Origin of the sequence: Thiomicrospira microaerophila (assembly GCF_000934765.1) — a bacterium.
Classification (GTDB): Bacteria; Pseudomonadota; Gammaproteobacteria; order Thiomicrospirales; family Thiomicrospiraceae; genus Thiomicrospira; species Thiomicrospira microaerophila.
Window position 1 is genome coordinate 55,760 of sequence record NZ_JYNN01000004.1, and the last position, 18,715, is coordinate 74,474.

Genomic DNA, 18,715 nt, shown 5'->3' on the forward strand with positions numbered 1-18,715 from the left:
CGCTAGACCGGGTTAACCCTATAAACGGGACGACCTTGGAATAAGGTCATTTCGACTTGAGCATTAAATTCCCAGCCATTGAAGGGCGTATTCTTGCCGCCCGAGAGCATTTGCTTGCGATCAAGTGTCCAGTAGCTTTCAGGATCAATCAATACGCAATCGGCGCTATAGCCTACAGCCAAGCTGCCAGCATGGATGCCTAGAATGTCGGCGGGCTGTTGACTGACCAGTTTAATCGCTTGGCTGAGGTCAATCAGTCCATCTTCTACCAAACGCAAGGTGAGTGCCAACAGGGTTTCCAGGCCGCTGATACCTGGCGTACTTTCACCAAATGGCAGGGCTTTGTCATCACGCCCAAGCGGGGTGTGGTCACTCACAATCGCATCAATAATCCCGGTTTTAACCCCCATCCGTAACGCATCACGATCCGCTTGTGAGCGCAAAGGAGGGCTGACGTGGGTAAAAGGGTCAAAGTCCATGACATCCATTTCTGTTAGATGCAGTTGATGAATCGCCACATCACAGGTAATGGGCAAGCCACGTTGCTTAGCTTGGGCAATCATTTCAACCGAGCGGGCGCAGGATAGTTGTGAGAAATGCGCGCGGACACCGCTTTCTTCAACCAAAATTAAATCACGCGCGAGGGCAATGGTTTCGGCGGAGGTTGGGATATTGGGCAAACCCAAGCGGGTACTGACCATGCCCGCATGCGCGACGCCATTGTTTTTAAGTTCTTGATCTTCGCAGCGCAAGATGACTAATAAGTCCTGTGAGGAGGCGTAATCAAGCGCGTTTTTCATTACTAACGGGTTTTCAACGGGTTGGTTGGCTTGGCTCAATGCAACGCAGCCGCCTTGTTTTAGCGAGTGCATATTGCTCAATAATTTGCCTTCTAAGCCTTTAGTTAGCGCGCCAGTGGGCAACACAAACGCGGTGGCGGCTTGACGGCCACGACGTTGAATCAGCTCAGCCACCGCTTGAGTGTCAGTCACTGGGTCGGTGTCCGGTGGGCAGCAGAGCGAGGTGATGCCACCCGCTACCGCCGCTTTGGTTTCTGAGGCAATACTGCCAGCAAATTTCTTGCCCGGCTCGCCCAAGCGCGCACGCATATCCACCAGGCCGGGTATCAGCCATTTGCCTTTTGCATTAATCACTTGGTCAGCGATAAAGCCTTCGGGGGTTTGGTCGCTAATCGCCATCACATGACCGCGAGAAATGTAGAGGTTGCTGACTTTATCGAGCTGTTGGCTGGGGTCAATAATGCGGGCTTGTTCAATTAAAATATTCATTATTGTGCCTCCCTTTCTGCTTTTTCTAAGGTGTCGGCGAGTGCGGTTTCATTTTGCGATTGGGCCAATTGAGCGGCATTGCTCATAATAATCGCCATCACCGCCATGCGTACCGCGATGCCGTAGGTGACTTGTTGTAAAATAACCGATTGAGCACCATCGGCGACCGCGGAATCAATCTCAACCCCTCGGTTAATCGGCCCTGGGTGCATCACAATCGCACCGGGTTTAGCAAAAGCCAGGCGCTGCTCGGTAAGACCATAGAGGTTGAAGTATTCTTTTTCACTCGGTAGCAGAGCCCCTTTCATGCGCTCGCTTTGAAGTCGGAGCATAATCACCACATCGACATCCTCTAAGCCCGATTTCATATCGTGATAGACATGCACACCGAGCGCTTCAGGAAACGGCGGAATCAGTGTTTTAGGGCCAATCACGCGGATTTCACGCGCTTCTAACATACTGAGCGCTTGAATTTGTGAACGTGCCACGCGCGAATGCAGAATGTCGCCGACAATCGCTACTTTTAAATCAAAAATATCGCCTTTGAGCTTGCGGATGGTAAACATATCCAACATGGCTTGAGTTGGGTGGGCATGTTGCCCGTCACCGGCATTCATCACATGCACATGCGGCGCGACATGACGCGCAAAAAAATGCGCCGCACCACTTTCAGCATGGCGAATAACAAACATGTCGGCTTGCATTGATTCAAGATTCCACAGGGTATCGAGCAGCGATTCCCCTTTTTTGGTCGCGGAGGTGCTGATGTTTAGGTTCAATACATCGGCTGATAAGCGTTTCTCGGCAATCTCAAAGGTGGTGAGGGTTCGGGTACTTGGCTCAAAGAATAGATTCATAATCGTTTTGCCACGCAGCAACGGCACCTTTCTGATTTCGTTGGTCTGCGGGTTGATAAAGGATTCGGCGGTATCCAAAATTTCAGTGAGATGGTGCGGCTTTAAGCCTTCAAGGCTGAGAAAATGTTTGAGTTTGCCTTGTTCGTTGAGTTGTAGGTTCGGGCTGGATAAACGTGGGCTCATAAATCGGTCTCCGCTGGGTCAATCAAAGACAGGGTTAAGGGGTCGGGGCCATGTAGCTTGATAGCCTGATTGCATTCAAGTGTCATGGCGCAAATATCCGGTTGAATAGGTAGTTCACGGCAGCCTTTACGATCCACCAGCGTTACCAAGATAATCGAAGCGGGGCGTCCATAGTCAAATAACTCGTTCATCGCAGCGCGCGTGGTGCGGCCGGTATAGAGTACATCGTCAACCAAAAACACGTTTTGGCTGTCCAAATCCCAAGGAATCTGTGATGGCTGAACTTCAGCAGGTAAGCCATTGTGCGCAAAATCATCGCGATAAAATGAGCTATCTAAAATCCCTAGGGGGGCGGATAGGCCAAGCCGTTGGTGCAAGGCTTGCGCAATCCATTCGCCGCCAGTGCGAATGCCGAGCATTTTAATATCGCTTGTAAAACGGGGGTGCTGTTGAATTTGATTACAGAGTTGGTCAAGTAATGGGTTAACGTCTTGAATGGGGGTCATAGTGCCTCTAGCCAGTTTTGGAGAATAATTTGGGCGGCATGCGCGTCAATTTGGGTTTGGTTGTTGGTTCGGTTTTGGGATCGGTTTTGGAATTTTAGGTTGCGTTGTTCCGCTTCAAAGGAGCTGAGCTGTTCTTCAACAAAAAACACCGGTTTTTGGTAGCGACCATGTAGCCGTTGACCAAACTTGCGGGCGTGTTGGGTAAAGGGTTGTTCAGAGCCATCTAAACGCAAGGGCAGACCCACAATCAAGGCTTTGGGTTGCCATTCATTAATCAGTTTGCTGATGCTATCCCAGTCAGGCACGCCGTCGCGACTAAAAAGCGTTGTTTGCGGGCTAGCGGTGGCCGTGATGGTTTGTCCTATTGCAATACCTATGCGTTTAAGCCCAAAGTCAAAGCCCATCACTAAGCCTTCAATCTGGCCTTTAAAGTTAGGGGGCAAGATCATGGGGTTAGAATTAAGGTTGTGTTCGGGTGAAGTATTCATATCAGGCATGACCCGCCTCCGCGCTTAAAAACTCCGGTGACACGCCCAGAATACCCAGTGCCGCTTTCCAGCGTTTTTCAACCGGCGTTTCAAACATCAGGCTGGCGTTAAACGGTGCGGTTAGCCAACTATTGCTTTTGATCTCATGGGTGAGTTGCCCCTTTGTCCAGGTGGCGGTGCCGAGGCAGATAAGAAAATCCTGGGGCGCGTTATTGAGTTTAATCGCTTCTAGAAAATCTTCTGACACCGTTAAGCCAAGCGTCGGTGTGATATTGACCGTGTTTTGCCATTTACCTGTCGGTTGGTGCAAAATAAAGCCGCGCTCCATATCAACCGGCCCGCCCATCATCACGGTGCGTTTCATCATCGGGCTGTGTTGATTGCCGTAGATGTGGAAATGTTCAAGCAGTTGCAGGACATTTAAATTATGCGGTTTATTAATAACCAGGCCGGTACTGCCTTTTTCATTATCATCAATAATGTAGATGACGGTTTTTTCAAACCAGGTAGCATCCAAGCTAGGCATGGCAATTAAAAACTGATGTGCTAAAGAGTGTGATAAATTCATAGCTTTAAATTATAGAACAAAGTTTTCTTCAGCGCGCTGCGTTTTGCATCATAAATAGTTTAATTTTTAGGTTTAGTAATGGCGTGGGCAGCCGTTATTAAATTCAGAGGTGATTTTATGGCAACCAAACAAGACATTACACCCGCGCTCAAACATTTTTTTAACTCCTTAGAGCGTCGGCAGCAAGCCGTTCACAATGCCAATGCATTGAAGCGTGATCGATTTAAAGAGGTCGAGTTTTCAGAGGTTGAGCAATTTTTTCGTGCAGTTAGAACGCAAAATATTTTTATTCACACAGTGGGCCTTAACTCCAAAGCAGAATCAACGATTTTAAATAAAGCGCTTTATAGTATGGGAAGAGTGGCTAGAATTTATTACAGCAGTTCATTTGATGATCGAAAAAACGGTTTTTTGGTTATTTTTCCTGATCAAGAGCTACAAACAATTGTGATTGAACGCATGCATGGTTTACGGCCTACGCCTGAAATGCTCTATCATTCGCCCGACCAGCTAAAAATTGTTAAATACATTACCCGATGGCTGTTGCGAAGAATTGATTGGAAGAAAACCAAGCTAAATAATTTAGAGTTATACCGGTTGTTTGTTGAGGCGCGCAATGAAGAACACGAGCGCCAGTTACAAGAGCAGATTGAGGCAATGGCGCAAGATGCCGTTATACCGGGACGCTAGGAACCTGTCGGACTAAAGCCAATCGGCTGCAAAAAAGTGAGTTCGACAGGCTTTAGTGGGTTCGATTGACGGCTAGGTCCGCTAAAGTGATAAGCGCCGCTTTATACTCAGAGTCATCAAGTGACTGAAGTGACTGCTTGGCAAGTATAGCTTCTTGCTGTGCGCGCTGGCGGGTAAACTCAATCGCACCGGTTTGCTCAATAATCTGCGTGACCTCATTCAGCAATGCAATCCCTTCGACTTCTATCGCACTAACAATAATTTGTTTTTGCGCTGGTGAGCTATGCTGCATCGCATAAATCAGTGGTAAGGTTGGTTTGCCTTCAGCTAAGTCATCGCCTACACCCTTGCCAAGTTCTGCCTCATTGGCGGTATAGTCTAGTACATCATCAATCAACTGAAAGGCGGCACCTAAATGGCGACCATAGTCCGCCAAGGGTTGCTCCAGCTCGGGTTGCTTGGTTAACACCGCGCCCATTTGTGCGGCGGCTTCAAATAGTTTGGCCGTTTTGCGGTGAATCACTTCCATGTAGCGGTGTTCGTCCGTGTTAGCATCACGGCAATTGAGCAGTTGCAAGACCTCGCCCTCCGCAATGATATTGGTGGCCTCCGACATGACTTGCATAACGCGCATTAAGCCGGGTTCCACCATCATTTCAAATGAGCGGGAGTAGAGAAAGTCGCCGACCAGCACGCTGGCGGCATTGCCCCAGACTTCGTTGGCGGTTTTTTTGCCGCGTCGGGTATCAGACTCATCCACTACATCATCATGCAACAGGGTAGAGGTGTGGATAAACTCGATGACAGCGGCCATAATTAAATGGTCTTTGCCTGAATAATGACAGGCTTTGGCGCTGAGTAATACCATTAATGGGCGCAGTCGTTTGCCACCATTGTTAATAATATAGTGTCCGATTTGATTAATCAGTACCACATCAGAGTGCAAGCGCTCAAGGATGAGTTGATCGGTCGCCGCAATGTCGTTGGCTATCAGTTGGCGAATGTCGTTTAGTGTCATAAGTTATGTATAGAAATTAAAGATGGATGAAGTTTAGTATGAATTGGCTGGAATGAAAAGCTTTTCGCGTTGAATAAACGCTAAAGATGCAAAATATTTTTTAATTGCTTTGACCTGCCTGCTAAAAATCTATATAATTCCGCGTTTACTGTAGCGACGACTCGAACAGACTCGTCCAATTAACAGAATTTTCAATCCGGGAGTGTTACATATGTATGCGGTAATTAAAACCGGTGGCAAGCAATATCGAGTTCGTCAAGGTCAAACTTTGCGCATTGAGACTTTAGGTCTAAATGAAGGTGATAAAGTTGAATTTGATCAAGTCTTGATGGTTGGTGAAGGTGAGTCTATTCAATTAGGTACACCTGTTGTTGAAGGCGCTAAAGTTGAAGCAACTGTTGTAGGCAACGGTCGTGGCAAAAAAGTGACTATCATCAAATTCCGCCGTCGTAAGAACAAGTCTCGTTCTAAGCAAGGCCATCGTCAAAGCTTTACTGAAGTTGAAATCACTGGTATTTCAGCTTAAGTTTTAAACAAAAAGAACCAGGCCTGGTTGGATAATATGTTATCAGGCTTGTTACAGAGAGGGTAAAACCATGGCACATAAGAAAGCCGCCGGTAGTACGCGTAACGGTCGTGACTCTAACGCCAAACGCTTAGGTGTTAAGCGCTTTGGTGGCGAAACTGTTACAGCTGGAAGCATTATTGTTCGTCAGCGTGGGACTAAGTTTCACGCAGGTGTAAATGTAGGTGTTGGTAAAGACTTTACGTTGTTTGCAAAAGCAGCAGGTCAAGTAGCCTTTGTTACCAAAGGCAAGCCAACGCGTACTTACGTTGAGATTGTTGAGCAGTCTGCTTAATTAAATCAGCGTTAAGGTGATAAAATAAAACGCCTTGTACATTAAGATGTGCAGGGCGTTTTTGCATTTATAGATTTTATAGATTAATGAGTTAGTAAGTTAGGTTGGGAACACTATGCAGTTCGTAGATGAAGCACAAATACATGTTGAGGCCGGTCGCGGTGGAAATGGCATTATCAGTTTTCGACGTGAAAAATATATTCCGTTTGGTGGGCCGAACGGCGGTGATGGTGGCGATGGTGGCAGCGTTTATTTTGTAGCTGATTCCAACTTAAATACGCTGGTTGATTTTCGTTTTACCAAACGTTTTAAGGCGCAAAATGGCCAGTCTGGAATGGGTAACCAAAAAACCGGCAGCGCCGGTGAACATCTCGTTATCTCTGTGCCGATTGGTACGCAGGTATTAGATATTAATACCCGAGAAGTTATAGGTGACTTAACTGAAAATGGACAGAAATTATTGGTGGCCCAAGGGGGTCGTCATGGCTTAGGCAATGTGCATTTCAAAAGCTCAACCAACCGTACGCCCCATCAGCATACTTTGGGTGAAGATGGCGAAGCACGCGAGCTCTTGTTAGAAATGAAAGTCTTGGCGGATGTTGGCTTGTTGGGGTTGCCGAATGCCGGTAAGTCCAGCTTAATTAGTGCCGTATCCGCTGCGCGCCCTAAGGTAGCCGATTATCCCTTTACCACTCTTTACCCTAATCTTGGTGTGGTGCGCGTATCGGCGGAAAATAGTTTTGTAATTGCCGATATTCCGGGTCTGATTGAGGGCGCGGCGGAAGGCGCGGGATTGGGGGTGCAGTTTTTAAAGCATTTATCGCGCACGGGGCTGCTGTTGCATGTTGTTGATATTGCACCCTTAGATGAAGCCGATCCGGTGGAGTCGGTACGTATCGTTGAGAAAGAATTAGAGAAGTTCAGTGAAGAACTGGCGGGCAAAGTGCGTTGGTTGATCCTCAATAAAACCGACTTGTTGCTTGAAGAAGACGCCGATGCGGTCTGCAAGGACATTGTTGAGCGTTTGAATTGGCAGGGCGAAGTTCACCAGATTTCGGCGGTCGAGCGAAAGGGTACCGAGGCATTAATGCAAAAAATTTCGTGGACACTTCAGGCTAATAAAGCCCAGGCCTTGCAAGAGGAACATTAAACGATGGAACGCGCGGCACTAAACAAAACAAAACGTTGGGTCATTAAACTCGGTAGTGCGTTATTGACCAATGATGGCTCAGGGCTTAATCAGCAAGAGCTGGCCAAATGGGTGGCGCAAATGGTTATTTTGCGCGAGCAAGGTGTCGAGTTGATTATTGTGTCGTCCGGTGCGGTGGCTGAGGGCATGAAACGCCTAGGTTGGACAACCCGCCCCACGGCATTAAACGAACTGCAAGCGGCGGCGGCCGTCGGGCAAATGGGCTTGGTACAAGCCTATGAGTCGGAGTTTGCTAAAAGTGGCTTGCATACCGCACAAATTTTAATGACGCATGATGATTTATCTAATCGTGCACGTTATCTCAATGCACGTTCAACTATTCAAACCCTGGTCGAGCAGGGGGTGATTCCGGTCATTAATGAAAATGACACGGTGGTGACCGATGAAATCCGGTTTGGTGATAACGATACCCTAGCGGCCTTGACCGCGAATCTGATTGGCGCGGATATTTTGGTGATTTTGACCGACCAGCAGGGTTTGTATGATAGCAATCCGCGTGAAAATCCCAATGCGCAGCTGATAAAACAGGCGCAAGTCAGTCGCAAAGATATCGAAGCCATGGCCAGTCCGGAAGGCGGTGCGTTAGGGCGTGGCGGTATGTATACCAAAGTGATGGCGGCGAAACGTGCCGCACGCTCGGGTACGGCTACTTTGATTGCATCTGGCCGCGAACCCAATATTTTGCCTAAGCTGTTTGCGGGTGAGGATTTTGGCACCTTATTGGTGCCGGATTTAGAGCCAATGAAAGCGCGTAAACAATGGTTAGCCGGCCATTTGCAAGCACGCGGTGTATTGACGCTGGATGACGGTGCGGTGCGAGTGCTGATGCAACAGGGGCGCAGTTTGTTACCGGTTGGGGTGATTGAAGCCCAAGGCCAATTTAAACGCGGCGAAATGGTGATTTGCCAAGACCCACTTGGCCGTGAAGTAGCACGTGGCTTGGTGAACTATGATTGGGATGAAGCCCAAAAAATCCTGCGCCAACCGAGCCATAAAATTGTGGAAATTTTAGGCTATATGGACGATGAATCATTGATTCATCGAGATAATCTAGTATTGTCCTAACCCCCCTTTTATTTTAGTTTTAATAAAGCAAGGCTTCCAGCGCGAGTGCAAAGGAGGCCTTGTTTGTTTTAGGAGAGTGGATGTTTTTTAAACGCGCCTTATTACCCATTTCATCGCTGTTTTTCTCGATTGCGTTATTGGCAACCGGCTATGGCTTGTTGATGACCTTTATTGGTGTGTTTTTAAAACAAGAAGGCTTGAGCGAAGGGGTTATCGGGCTGATTAATGCCGCGTTTTTCCTCGGCGCGATGTTAGCGGCGGTTTTTAGCCAAAAGCTGATTGTGACGGTGGGCCATGCCCGCAGTTTTTCCGCCTTTTCAGCCATTATGGTGATGGCATTTCTGGGTCATGCTTTGTGGTTTGATCCTTGGTTCTGGGCGGGATTACGCTTGGTGTCGGGGTTTGCGTTTTATGCCATGTTGATCGTGTTAGAAAGCTGGTTGAATGTAAAAAGCTCAACTGAAGATCGTGGCAAAATTCTGGCCATTTACACCATTGTATTCTTCTTGGCTTTAGCTTTAGGTCAGTTGCTGTTAATGTTTGAAATGCCAGCTACCACCATCTTTATTTTAGGTTCGATATTAGTGCTCTGGTCACTGGTGCTCGTAGCGATTACCCGTGTCACCCAGCCGATACTGAAACCCTTTGAGCGCTATAGTATGCCTAAATTGTTATCGATTGCGCCTTTGGCCTTAGTCGGTAGTTTTATTGGCGGTGTGTTTGTTGGCGCGTTTTATACCATGCTGCCCTTGTATGTGCTGAATGTGTTTGATCAAGCGAGTGTGGTGTCTTTGTTTATGGCGATTACCATTCTGGGTGGGTTAGTGGCGCAGCTACCCGTAGGGGTATTGTCTGACCGTTTAGGGCGGCGAAAAATGCTGGCTTGGGCGGGGTTTTTTAGTGTGGCTATCTTAGCCTTAATGCTGGTTTTGCCCTGGATTTGGCAGGATAGTGTGGTTTTGTTGTATGCCGTTGGGTTTTTGCTCGGCATGAGCTTGTTTAGTATTTACCCATTGAGTGTGGCGCGTGCGAATGACGTGTTTGATGAAAACAAAGACTTGGTGGAAATTAGCCGCACCCTATTGTTTTCCTATGGGTTAGGCTCGTTTATTGCGCCGTTGATGTTAGGTTTTATACTCGGTTTTTCGGCGGCGGCGTTTTTTATTGTGCTTGCTTTGTTTGCTTTAGCTTTGGGTGTGTATTCACTAATGGCCGAGCGTGTAGCGGACGAAAACATGAACGTATATGTGGCAGTGCCGATAGCATCGGGTGAGGTCTTAGCCGAAATGGATCCACGTCAGGATGAAGAATGGGTAGAAGAAAAACGACCCGATATGGACCCGCCTGTTGAACAGCCAGCGGATGTTTCAGCCTCTTCAACAGCCGAGATGAAATAGCCGCCTATTAAATCGAAAAGCCAACCAGGCCTGGTTGGCTTTTTAAGGTTTTACAGCTTGTTAACCCGGATATTTCATAAAGTTCACTCGCCCTCGCTGGTCTATTGATTCCCCAGCACATTTTTCTCAGTCGGCTGTATGAATAACTACAGCACTCCTTCGAAAAAAGCACAGGGATATCAATATCATGCACGAACATTACCCGAATTTATGAAACATCCAGATTAAGAGTTTTTTGAAACGTGTTACAATTGGTTTATCAAGTAAATTATAAAAAAATGATTGCACAAGTTGCTTAGGGGACTGGGTATGAAGGATAAAACAAAATCGACCACTGGGCATGGTGGTAAACGTCAAGGCGCTGGGCGCAAGGCGGGTACTGGAAAGTTTGGCGAGCCAACAAAAGTGATTCGTGTACCTGAATCAAAAGTTGATGTGATTAAGGATTGGTTGAGTGTCGCGGCTAATCAGCAAGACGCTAAACACCTAGACGCTAAACACCAAGACGCTAAACACCAAGACGCTAATCACCAAGTCAATGAGGAGGGTGATAAAGTACATTACCTTGATCTGCCATCTTTTAAAAATGCCGAGGTGTTTCGCCCAGATTTTTCGACTGAGGTTCAAATAGGGCTTTATTCGCATAAGGTAGTGGCGGGGTTTCCTTTGCCTGCTGATGATAACCTTGAACAAACGATTGATTTAAATACCCATTTCATTAAAAAACCCGAAACCACATTTCTTATCAAGGTGCAGGGTGATTCGATGAAAAAGGCGGGTATCTACCCCGGTGATTTATTAGCGGTTGATCGAAGTGCGACACCCGGTGATGGCAAGATTGTGATAGCGGCGATGGATGGCGAGTTGACGGTTAAACGCTTGTCGGTGAAATCAACCGGTACTTGGTTAATGCCCGAAAATGATCGTTACGACCCGATTCCAGTACGTGAAGGCTCAGACCTGGTGATTTGGGGGGTGGTGGTTTCGGTGTTGCGTTCGGTGTAATCTTTCCACGCCGTGCTTGAGGTTGGTATAATCCAACGGTTTTAAATAAAAGAAAAACAAAAGGTTGCACAACACATGCCAGAACGTATATTGAAAAAAGTTTTAACCGTACCGGTTTATGATGTCGCCGAAGAGACCCCGTTTGAGCTGGCGCCCTTGTTGTCAGCGCGTATGCAAAACAAGGTATGGCTGAAGCGTGAAGACCTTCAGCCGGTGTTTTCTTTTAAACTGCGCGGTGCCTATGCCAAGATGGTTACCCTGACCGAAGATCAAAAGAAAGCCGGCGTAATTGCGGCCTCAGCAGGCAACCATGCCCAAGGTGTGGCCTTAGCCGCGAGTAAAATGGGCATTAAAGCAACGATTGTAATGCCCAAAACCACGCCACCGATTAAAGTCAATGCCGTTCGCCGTTTAGGTGGTGAAGTGGTGTTACACGGCGATGCGTTTGATGAGGCGTCCATTCATGCTCAGCAGTTGATGCGTGAGAATAAATATACCTTTATCCATCCGTATGATGATGACGATGTGATTGCCGGCCAAGGCACGATTGCGCTCGAAATTTTGCGCCAGCATCCTAAGCCGTTGGATATTGTGTTTGTTTGTGTCGGTGGCGGTGGATTGATTGCCGGGATTAGTGCGGTGATGAAACAGGTTTGGCCTAAAACGCGAATTATTGGTGTCGAACCTGAAGAGGCGGCTTGCTTAACCGAAGCGTTAAAAGCCGGTGAGCGGATTAAACTTAAACAAGTGGGCTTGTTTGCCGATGGCGCGGCCGTGGCGCAAGTCGGTGAAATTCCGTTTCAAATCGCGCAAACCTGTGTTGACGAAATGATCACAGTAACCAATGATGAAATCTGCGCCGCGATTAAAGATGTGTTTGAAGATACCCGTGCGATTGCCGAACCGGCAGGCGCGTTGGCGGTCGCGGGATTGAAGAAGTTTGTCGCTGAACGCGGTGTATCGGGCCTAGAAATGGCGGCGATTGTGAGTGGTGCGAATATGAATTTTGATCGCTTGCACCATATTGCTGAGCGAACCGAAATCGGCGAAAAGCGTGAGGCGATTTTTGCTGTCAAAATCAAAGAGCATCCGGGAAGCTTTAAACAGTTCTGCGAAGATTTAGGGGCTAGTCGCGCGATTACCGAGTTTAATTATCGCTATGCCGATGCGCACAATGCCATCGTATTCGTTGGTGTTAAAACCGAAGGGGGGCGGCCTGAACAAATTCGCCTGCTGGACGATTTGCGCGAAAAAGGTTATCAAGTTGAAGATATGTCTGACAATGAGATGGCGAAGTTGCATTTGCGTCATATGGTCGGCGGAAGGGCGGAAGATATCCAAGATGAAAAGGTCTATCGGTTTGAGTTTCCTGAGCGCCCGGGTGCGCTGCTTAACTTTTTAAGCCGGATGAGTGAAGAGTGGAATATCAGTCTGTTCCATTATCGTAATCACTCCGATGCCTATGGACGGGTTTTGGTAGGGGTGCAGGTGCCAGCCAATCAAGTGGCCGATTTTGAAGCCTATTTAGATTGCCTGAAGTACCCCTATGTATCAGAGCAAGATAATCCCGCGTATCATTTATTTCTCAGTACAAATTAACTCAAATAACCGGTGCACGTCGATGAGAGATTAACCTCGTTCCCACGCTGTGCGTGGGAATGCAGACCGATTTAACCTATGAAACAGCGCTCGAACCCAAGTTCAAGGCGCTTGCCCTGCCTAAAGAAGCAACCAGGCCTGGTTGCTTTTGAGGTTAAATCCTACTTGGTTGAATGTAAATAGGTAAAAGAGATGAGTATAGACAAAATTAATCAAACAAGACAACTGGTAAGCGAAATCAACCGCTTGCATTTTACGTTTTCAAATGATTACTTTGAAACGGGAAAAGTAGACAAAATTAACCTGTCCAGAAATTACACAAAGAAGAATTAATTGAAAACTGGTTAAAATGCCAGAGCCAAGAACCTCTTAATGCCATAGAACCATTGGAGTAATGACTTATGTTTCTTCATGTTGTTGAAGCCGAAGCTATTAATGGCTTTAAAATAAAAATCACTTTTAATGATGGACGGGAGGGCACTGCTGATTTAGCCGATGCACTCAATGGTTCTGTATTTGAGCCATTAAAAGATCCTTTCATTTTTTCTAGTCTTAAGGTTGACCCTGAGCTTGAAACAGTTGTTTGGCCTAATGGCGCAGACCTAGCACCAGAGTTTTTGTATTTTCAAGCGTTTAAACAAGATCCAGAGCTGCAGGACCAGTTTAAACAGTGGGGTTATGTTTGATTGACACGCTCAAAAGCGCCAAGCTGAAAACGACACCTTTTTAAATTCAAACACCATTGCGACCGCCTTTTGGATCCTGCGACTTCGCGCAGGATGACCTGTGGTGTAGGAGACGACTATTTTGTTTGTACCCTTACTGTGAGAGTTGGTATTCTCCCCACCAAAAACCTAACGTATGCACATGTGTTTGAAACTCGCTCCCACGCTGTGCGTCACTGCCATTAAGTTAAGGAATGCAGACCAGTAGCGCGGGTTACCGCTTGCCTTGATGCCGTAGGTGTCTTATCAGTTGGTCTGTATTCCCACTGAGGACAGTGGGAACGAGAAAACAAGATATCCAAAGCAACATCAAAAACCACGAAAAATTCAAACGAAATTTTTTATCAAACCACACCAAAAACGGATCAGAGCGTTGCAGGGTAAACTATCTTAAAAAAACAACTTATAAACAATTGCCATAGTAAACGCTAGATTAAAACCGACCATCCATTTAAGCAAAATAAGCTGAGTATCGATGCGATTAAATCTTGATTCATAATTTGCAATAGCTTCAGAGGCTTTCTTCGCTTTATCCTCAGGAGTGCCGGCTGCAATAAATGCGTCGTAAACCTCAGATATCATCATGCTCATGCTTTTACTGTCCTTATAATTTCAAATAATCAACTTTTCAATACTAAGATTCTATCACTATTTTAATGGCCTATGTGCATTAGCTATCCGCTTGCAGTTGCTGTAGCAGTTGTTTTGGGGTTTGGGTTAGGGGTTTGCGTTGGGTTAGCCAGCCGATGGCTAACAACAACAGCGCACTCGCACCAATCGATACTAACCAGAGTGTTGGGTTCAGTTGTGGACTTACACCGAGCCAGAAGTGACCAATCAATAGGCTGGTGATTTGGCCTAAGTTGGCGGCGAAAAGGCCAGCCAGCACCCCGATCAATACAAATTCGGTTAAGCCAATTTTAACAATATCACTTTGTTGTGCGCCCAGCGTTCTGAGCAATAACCAGCTACGAATACGCCCGAGTTGGGAGGCGCGGGTGGCGGTAAAAATCACGATTAAGCTCGATACTAGCGTAAACAAATACAAAATACTCACCGCCATTGAGGCTTGATTCATAATCAGTTGAATCTGTGCAATCATTTCACGTGCATCAACCCAAAGTACGCCAGCCAGCTGTTGGTTAAGCTGACGGCGCAATTGGCTAGTGGCCTCGGGGGATAGGTCAGATCGGAAGTTGGTGATATAGGTCACCGGCAACAGGCGGTCGGCTTGGGGTTCGAGTACGAAGAAAAAGTTTAGCCTAAAACTCTGCCACTCCACCTCACGGAAGCTGGTGATTTGATAGTTGAAAGGCTGTCCAATTAAATCAAACGTCAGAATATCGCCCAATTGCAAACCAAACAGCTCAGCGATTTCGGCCTCAACCGAAACAAACGGCATATCCGCTTGGCGTAATGCATTATCAAGCTGGGCCGTTAGTTTATTGTAAGCAGGGGGTTGGTTTAAAACCGCGATATTTGCTTCGCGCTCTAACAAGCGTCGGGCGCGGTTTTCGGTTTGATCTTGCGGGTGGATGGGTGTTTGGTTGACCTCAATCAAGCGGCCGCGCACCATCGGTACTAAATCCGCTTCAATATCAAATTGCGCGATGAGTGCAGCAAATTCTGGCTGTTGGTCGGGTTGAATATTCATCACAAAGGTGTTGGGGGCATCTTGCGGCAAGGAAGCTTGCCAGCTTTGTAGCAGGTCTTGGCGCACAAAGGTCATCAGTACTAGGATAAATATCACTAATCCCAGCGAAATTAATTGCAAAGTCACCAGGCCTGGTGAGCGCGCAAGCGCGGCAATCGCTAAACGCAACCAACCTTGGGTATAGGGTTGTAGGCGTTGTAAGCCGATTAACAGCAGTTTGGCTAACAGATAGAGAAGACCCGCACTGATAAATAGTGCTGGTACCGCCCAAACCAACAGTTGATTGCTCAGCAACAAGCCCATCAGCGCGATCAGCAACATCAGGCTGACGCCGATGAGCACCAGCACATTGGTTTTGTTTTCCGCTTGGCGCAATACACGCAAGGGTGAGACCTGGGTGGCTTGGCGAAACGCTGGCCAAGCAAAGGTCCAGAGGGCGAGGGTGCCGCTAATTAAGCCGATCAATATCGCCGAGCCATAACCAGGGATCACCAGCGGCACGAAATACTCGCTTAAAATCGGTCGCGCCAGATAAAACAAGCCCTGACCAATCAACACCCCAATCACACTACCTAACAAGGCCAGATAAGTCAGTTGCAAGGCAAACAAGCCAGTAAGCTGGCGATTAGACGCCCCTGCGGCACGCATCAGCGCCATCGAGGCGGTCCAACGCTGCAAATAAAATCGGCTGGCAATTAAAATCGCCAGACCTGCAATCAACACGGTTGCTAAAGCCGATAAGTCTAAAAACAGCCAAGCGGTATCCATGGCGCGCTCAAGATCATCGGTTGGTGCGCGGGCACTTTGGATTTGCCAATGGGCATGGTTTTGTTGTTCTAGGATTTTTGCAAACGCATCAAGCGCTCGCAAGTCACCCGCTAACCCCAGCTCATAATTCACCCGACTGCCTGGGCCAATTAAACCTAAGTCCTGTACCACAGATAAGGGCATAATCACTTGAGGGGCAAATTGGCTAAAGGTCGCTTGAAAAACATCCTGCCCCGCCAGCCAGTCGGCGATTTCAAATTCACCCCGCCCCAGCAGTAACCGCTGGCCGGGTTGCACGTTAAGCAACCCCCTCAGTTGTGGGTCGGCTAACACCTGATCGGCGTTCAGCTGGTTAAAGTCCAGCCCGCGTTCCGAGCTCAGTGCGCCGCGCAGCGGGTAGTTGGCTTCGATACCTTTGAGTAGCACCATCTGAAACTCATCGTCCTGCTCGGTGCTGTGCATCGCCATGGTGGTAAAGCTGATTTGATAGCTGGTTTCTAAGCCTTGCTCCACCGCTTGTTGGCGCCATTGCGGATCAATCGGGCGGGTAGAGCGTAACACCAGATCAGCCGATAGACTTTCGGCGGCTTTGGTTAGCATGCTTTTATGGACGGTTTGGGCGAGTTGCTCAACCAGCGTGACGCTGGCGCTGGCAATCACCACCGCTAACCAGAGCCATAACCAATCACCGCGTTTAAATCCGCGCCAAAACCAACGGCTGGAGGCGAACAGGCTACTCAACACCGCGCTCATACCAAGCCATCCTCAAGCACACCGTGTTGCAAGGTCACCTGTCGTTGGCAGAGTTTGGCGAACTGGCGGTCATGAGTTACTAAAATCAAGGTGGTGTGTTGTTGTAAATCGAACAACAATTGCTGAACCTGCGCGGCGGTGGTTTCGTCCAGATTGCCTGTAGGTTCATCCGCAAACAGAATTTTAGGCTCGGTGACAATCGCGCGTGCTATCGCTACGCGTTGTTGTTCGCCACCGGACAAGGCTTGGGGGGTATGATGAAGGCGATGGCTTAATCCTACTTGCGCTAGCGCCTTTTCTGCACGATCACGCGCATCGGGCAGGCCAAACAATTCAAGCGGCATCATCACGTTTTCCAGTGCATTCATTCCTGGCATCAATTGAAAGTTTTGGAACACAAAGCCCACTTGCTTAGCGCGAAGACGCGCACGCTGATCTTCACTCATCGGTGTTAGGTTTTCACCTAATAAATGCACTTCACCCTCGGTCGCGGTATCTAGCCCCGCCATCAATGCCAGCAGGGTGGATTTGCCAGACCCCGAACGCCCAACGATAGCTAAACTCTCACATGCCTCGACATTTAGCTCACAGCCTTTTAAGATAGCCAGTTCATCATCCGCTGAGGATACACGATAATGGACATTTTTAAGTTGCAGTACAGACATGAAGTTCAACCTTGGGTTCGTAATGGGCTTAAGGGGTTTTATAGATTTTTCGGATTAAGTATTCTACTGTTTTTCTTCAGCGTTCAGGCGGTGAATGCGCAAACGCGCCTGCTGGTGCTTGGCGACAGTTTAAGTGCCGCCTATGGGTTGCCAACTGAGCAGGGTTGGGTTGCCTTATTACAACAAAAACTCGATGCACAAACTAAGGAAATCGGCGAGCCGATTCTAGTTGTCAATGCCAGCCTGAGCGGAGAAACCACATCGGGCGGTTTGCAACGTCTCCCGGCGCTGCTAAAACAGCATTCGCCACGCTATGTGATGATTGAGCTGGGCGCCAATGACGCACTGCGCGGTCAAAACCTACAGATCACCCAGCGCAATTTAGCGCGGATGATTGAATTGAGTCAGCAAGCGGGGGCGAAGGTTTGGCTGTTGGGTATTCGCTTACCGACTAATTATGGACCGGCTTATGATGCTGCATTAGGGCGGGTGTATAGTCGGTTGGCCGAACAATACCAAGTGCCGCTTGATCCTTTTTTTCTGGAAGAGGTAGCGCTAGACCCTGATCTGATGCAAGACGATGCGCTGCATCCAAATGCACAAGCGCAGCCACTGATCTTAAACCGCGTGTGGCGCTTGATTGAAAACACCTTAACAACCGCCGATTAACAACCAGGCCTGGTTGAGTATCTGCCATCCTTCGCGCCGTCGCAGTATGGCGTAAAATTTGTTATTTCAGCGGCCACTTTCGGTTGCAAGCTTATAGATCGACCACCTTGATTATGCAGCGTAATGAGGTTTGCCAAACGCAAAGGAATATAGCGTTTTGGGTTCAATATCAACCATTCCGTTTTTAAACATCAAACAACCCCACTCAGGGTCGATTTGGGCTGTAAGCATATCTAATGGTTTAATGTAAGCTTTCAACAAAGGAGATAAATCAATTTCGCAGGTACGATGGTTTGTAAACTCCAATAAAAAAACATAACCGTGTTTATATACAAAAGACTTTAACTTCATACTGAACTACTCCAGTGGTGCTACTTTATGAAAGTTCTGGGTACGCCACATTTCAATGAGCTCCTCTTGATGAATTTCAGCCCATTCTCGTACGAGCTGACGACATTTTTTGGGAACAGAACCGTCAATAATATTAAGATTTTGTAACTCCATTACGGCTTCATGCTCGCCATATTTAATATGAATATGCTCTGGTGGGTGCTCCTTATCAATCAAATACATTCGTATGATAATGCCGTAAAATCGGCTCAATTCAGGCATTTGATTATTCTCCAGTACAACTTGCAAAACGATATTCTAACTAAACAAGAAATAAAACCAAAGCAATTTCATTTTTACAACCCCCTTATGTGTGGCAGCTCAAAGTAGAGTTGATGGTAGCGGTTTTTTTAACT

The 18,715-nt window shown here is 47.5% G+C and carries 21 protein-coding genes; 10 read left to right on the plus strand and 11 right to left on the minus strand.

Annotated features, from left to right (window positions below):
* Window positions 1-2: 2 nt before the first annotated feature.
* Genes NA59_RS03035 through NA59_RS03055 form a run of 5 tightly spaced genes read right to left on the minus strand, consistent with a single transcriptional unit; the run spans window position 3 to window position 3,891 of the window.
* Window positions 3-1,289: a dihydroorotase gene (locus NA59_RS03035; RefSeq protein WP_044407791.1), complete on the minus strand. Its 1,287-nt coding sequence runs from the start codon at window positions 1,287-1,289 to the stop codon at window positions 3-5.
* Complete coding sequence (locus NA59_RS03040) at window positions 1,289-2,329, minus strand: aspartate carbamoyltransferase catalytic subunit (protein WP_044407794.1); 1,041 nt, start codon at window positions 2,327-2,329, stop codon at window positions 1,289-1,291. Before NA59_RS03040 ends, NA59_RS03035 begins: the two co-directional genes overlap by 1 nt.
* Window positions 2,326-2,835, minus strand: coding sequence for a bifunctional pyr operon transcriptional regulator/uracil phosphoribosyltransferase PyrR (pyrR, locus tag NA59_RS03045; RefSeq protein ID WP_044407797.1), 510 nt, complete (start codon window positions 2,833-2,835; stop codon window positions 2,326-2,328). The genes NA59_RS03040 and pyrR overlap by 4 nt, the downstream gene beginning before the upstream one ends.
* Window positions 2,832-3,332: a Holliday junction resolvase RuvX gene (gene ruvX / locus NA59_RS03050; protein WP_322785774.1), complete on the minus strand. Its 501-nt coding sequence runs from the start codon at window positions 3,330-3,332 to the stop codon at window positions 2,832-2,834. Before ruvX ends, pyrR begins: the two co-directional genes overlap by 4 nt.
* Window positions 3,325-3,891, minus strand: coding sequence for a YqgE/AlgH family protein (locus tag NA59_RS03055; RefSeq protein ID WP_044407800.1), 567 nt, complete (start codon window positions 3,889-3,891; stop codon window positions 3,325-3,327). The genes ruvX and NA59_RS03055 overlap by 8 nt, the downstream gene beginning before the upstream one ends.
* Window positions 3,892-4,008: 117 nt before the next feature.
* Between NA59_RS03055 and NA59_RS03060 the strand changes: the two genes are divergently transcribed.
* Window positions 4,009-4,581, plus strand: a complete 573-nt coding sequence (locus NA59_RS03060) for a hypothetical protein (RefSeq protein ID WP_044408051.1) — start codon at window positions 4,009-4,011, stop codon at window positions 4,579-4,581.
* Window positions 4,582-4,633: 52 nt separating this feature from the next.
* Here NA59_RS03060 and ispB read toward each other — a convergent pair whose 3' ends face one another.
* Window positions 4,634-5,599, minus strand: a complete 966-nt coding sequence (gene ispB, locus NA59_RS03065; RefSeq protein WP_044407802.1) for an octaprenyl diphosphate synthase — start codon at window positions 5,597-5,599, stop codon at window positions 4,634-4,636.
* A gap of 211 nt (window positions 5,600-5,810) precedes the next feature.
* Between ispB and rplU the strand changes: the two genes are divergently transcribed.
* The 8 genes from rplU (at window position 5,811) to NA59_RS03105 (ending at window position 13,421) form a co-directional block, all read left to right on the plus strand.
* Window positions 5,811-6,125 (plus strand): 50S ribosomal protein L21, encoded by a 315-nt coding sequence (rplU, locus tag NA59_RS03070; RefSeq protein WP_044407805.1) that lies wholly within the window; start codon window positions 5,811-5,813, stop codon window positions 6,123-6,125.
* Window positions 6,126-6,195: 70 nt separating this feature from the next.
* Window positions 6,196-6,459 (plus strand): 50S ribosomal protein L27, encoded by a 264-nt coding sequence (gene rpmA / locus NA59_RS03075; RefSeq protein WP_044407808.1) that lies wholly within the window; start codon window positions 6,196-6,198, stop codon window positions 6,457-6,459.
* A gap of 115 nt (window positions 6,460-6,574) precedes the next feature.
* Entirely contained in the window at window positions 6,575-7,609 is a 1,035-nt protein-coding gene (gene cgtA, locus NA59_RS03080) for an Obg family GTPase CgtA (RefSeq protein WP_044407811.1), read from the plus strand.
* Window positions 7,610-7,612: 3 nt separating this feature from the next.
* Window positions 7,613-8,734, plus strand: a complete 1,122-nt coding sequence (proB, locus tag NA59_RS03085; RefSeq protein ID WP_044407815.1) for a glutamate 5-kinase — start codon at window positions 7,613-7,615, stop codon at window positions 8,732-8,734.
* A gap of 80 nt (window positions 8,735-8,814) precedes the next feature.
* Window positions 8,815-10,131: an MFS transporter gene (locus NA59_RS03090; RefSeq protein ID WP_044407817.1), complete on the plus strand. Its 1,317-nt coding sequence runs from the start codon at window positions 8,815-8,817 to the stop codon at window positions 10,129-10,131.
* A 309-nt stretch (window positions 10,132-10,440) separates the two neighbouring features.
* Window positions 10,441-11,136 (plus strand): LexA family protein, encoded by a 696-nt coding sequence (locus NA59_RS03095; protein ID WP_044407820.1) that lies wholly within the window; start codon window positions 10,441-10,443, stop codon window positions 11,134-11,136.
* Window positions 11,137-11,211: 75 nt separating this feature from the next.
* On the plus strand, window positions 11,212-12,735 hold the full coding sequence (ilvA, locus tag NA59_RS03100; protein WP_044407822.1) for a threonine ammonia-lyase, biosynthetic: 1,524 nt from the start codon (window positions 11,212-11,214) through the stop codon (window positions 12,733-12,735).
* A 401-nt stretch (window positions 12,736-13,136) separates the two neighbouring features.
* Window positions 13,137-13,421, plus strand: coding sequence for a DUF2442 domain-containing protein (locus tag NA59_RS03105; RefSeq protein WP_044407824.1), 285 nt, complete (start codon window positions 13,137-13,139; stop codon window positions 13,419-13,421).
* Window positions 13,422-13,850: 429 nt separating this feature from the next.
* Here the strand turns inward: NA59_RS03105 and NA59_RS03110 are convergent, their stop codons facing one another.
* The 3 genes from NA59_RS03110 to NA59_RS03120 all read right to left on the minus strand — a co-directional run bounded on the left by NA59_RS03110 (window position 13,851) and on the right by NA59_RS03120 (window position 17,300).
* Complete coding sequence (locus NA59_RS03110) at window positions 13,851-14,051, minus strand: hypothetical protein (RefSeq protein ID WP_044407825.1); 201 nt, start codon at window positions 14,049-14,051, stop codon at window positions 13,851-13,853.
* 79 nt (window positions 14,052-14,130) lie between these two features.
* Window positions 14,131-16,635, minus strand: a complete 2,505-nt coding sequence (locus NA59_RS03115; protein ID WP_044407826.1) for an ABC transporter permease — start codon at window positions 16,633-16,635, stop codon at window positions 14,131-14,133.
* On the minus strand, window positions 16,632-17,300 hold the full coding sequence (locus tag NA59_RS03120; RefSeq protein WP_044407828.1) for an ABC transporter ATP-binding protein: 669 nt from the start codon (window positions 17,298-17,300) through the stop codon (window positions 16,632-16,634). Before NA59_RS03120 ends, NA59_RS03115 begins: the two co-directional genes overlap by 4 nt.
* Between NA59_RS03120 and NA59_RS03125 the strand changes: the two genes are divergently transcribed.
* Complete coding sequence (locus NA59_RS03125; RefSeq protein WP_083944890.1) at window positions 17,271-17,969, plus strand: arylesterase; 699 nt, start codon at window positions 17,271-17,273, stop codon at window positions 17,967-17,969. The two genes, NA59_RS03120 and NA59_RS03125, sit on opposite strands and share 30 nt — an antisense overlap.
* Window positions 17,970-18,080: 111 nt before the next feature.
* Here NA59_RS03125 and NA59_RS03130 read toward each other — a convergent pair whose 3' ends face one another.
* Both NA59_RS03130 and NA59_RS03135 read right to left on the minus strand, forming a co-directional pair.
* Window positions 18,081-18,320 carry a DUF2442 domain-containing protein gene (locus tag NA59_RS03130; protein ID WP_044407830.1) on the minus strand — a complete coding sequence of 80 codons (240 nt, stop codon included), beginning with the start codon at window positions 18,318-18,320 and terminating at the stop codon, window positions 18,081-18,083.
* A 6-nt stretch (window positions 18,321-18,326) separates the two neighbouring features.
* Window positions 18,327-18,608, minus strand: coding sequence for a DUF4160 domain-containing protein (locus tag NA59_RS03135; RefSeq protein ID WP_232504019.1), 282 nt, complete (start codon window positions 18,606-18,608; stop codon window positions 18,327-18,329).
* Window positions 18,609-18,715: the final 107 nt, after the last annotated feature.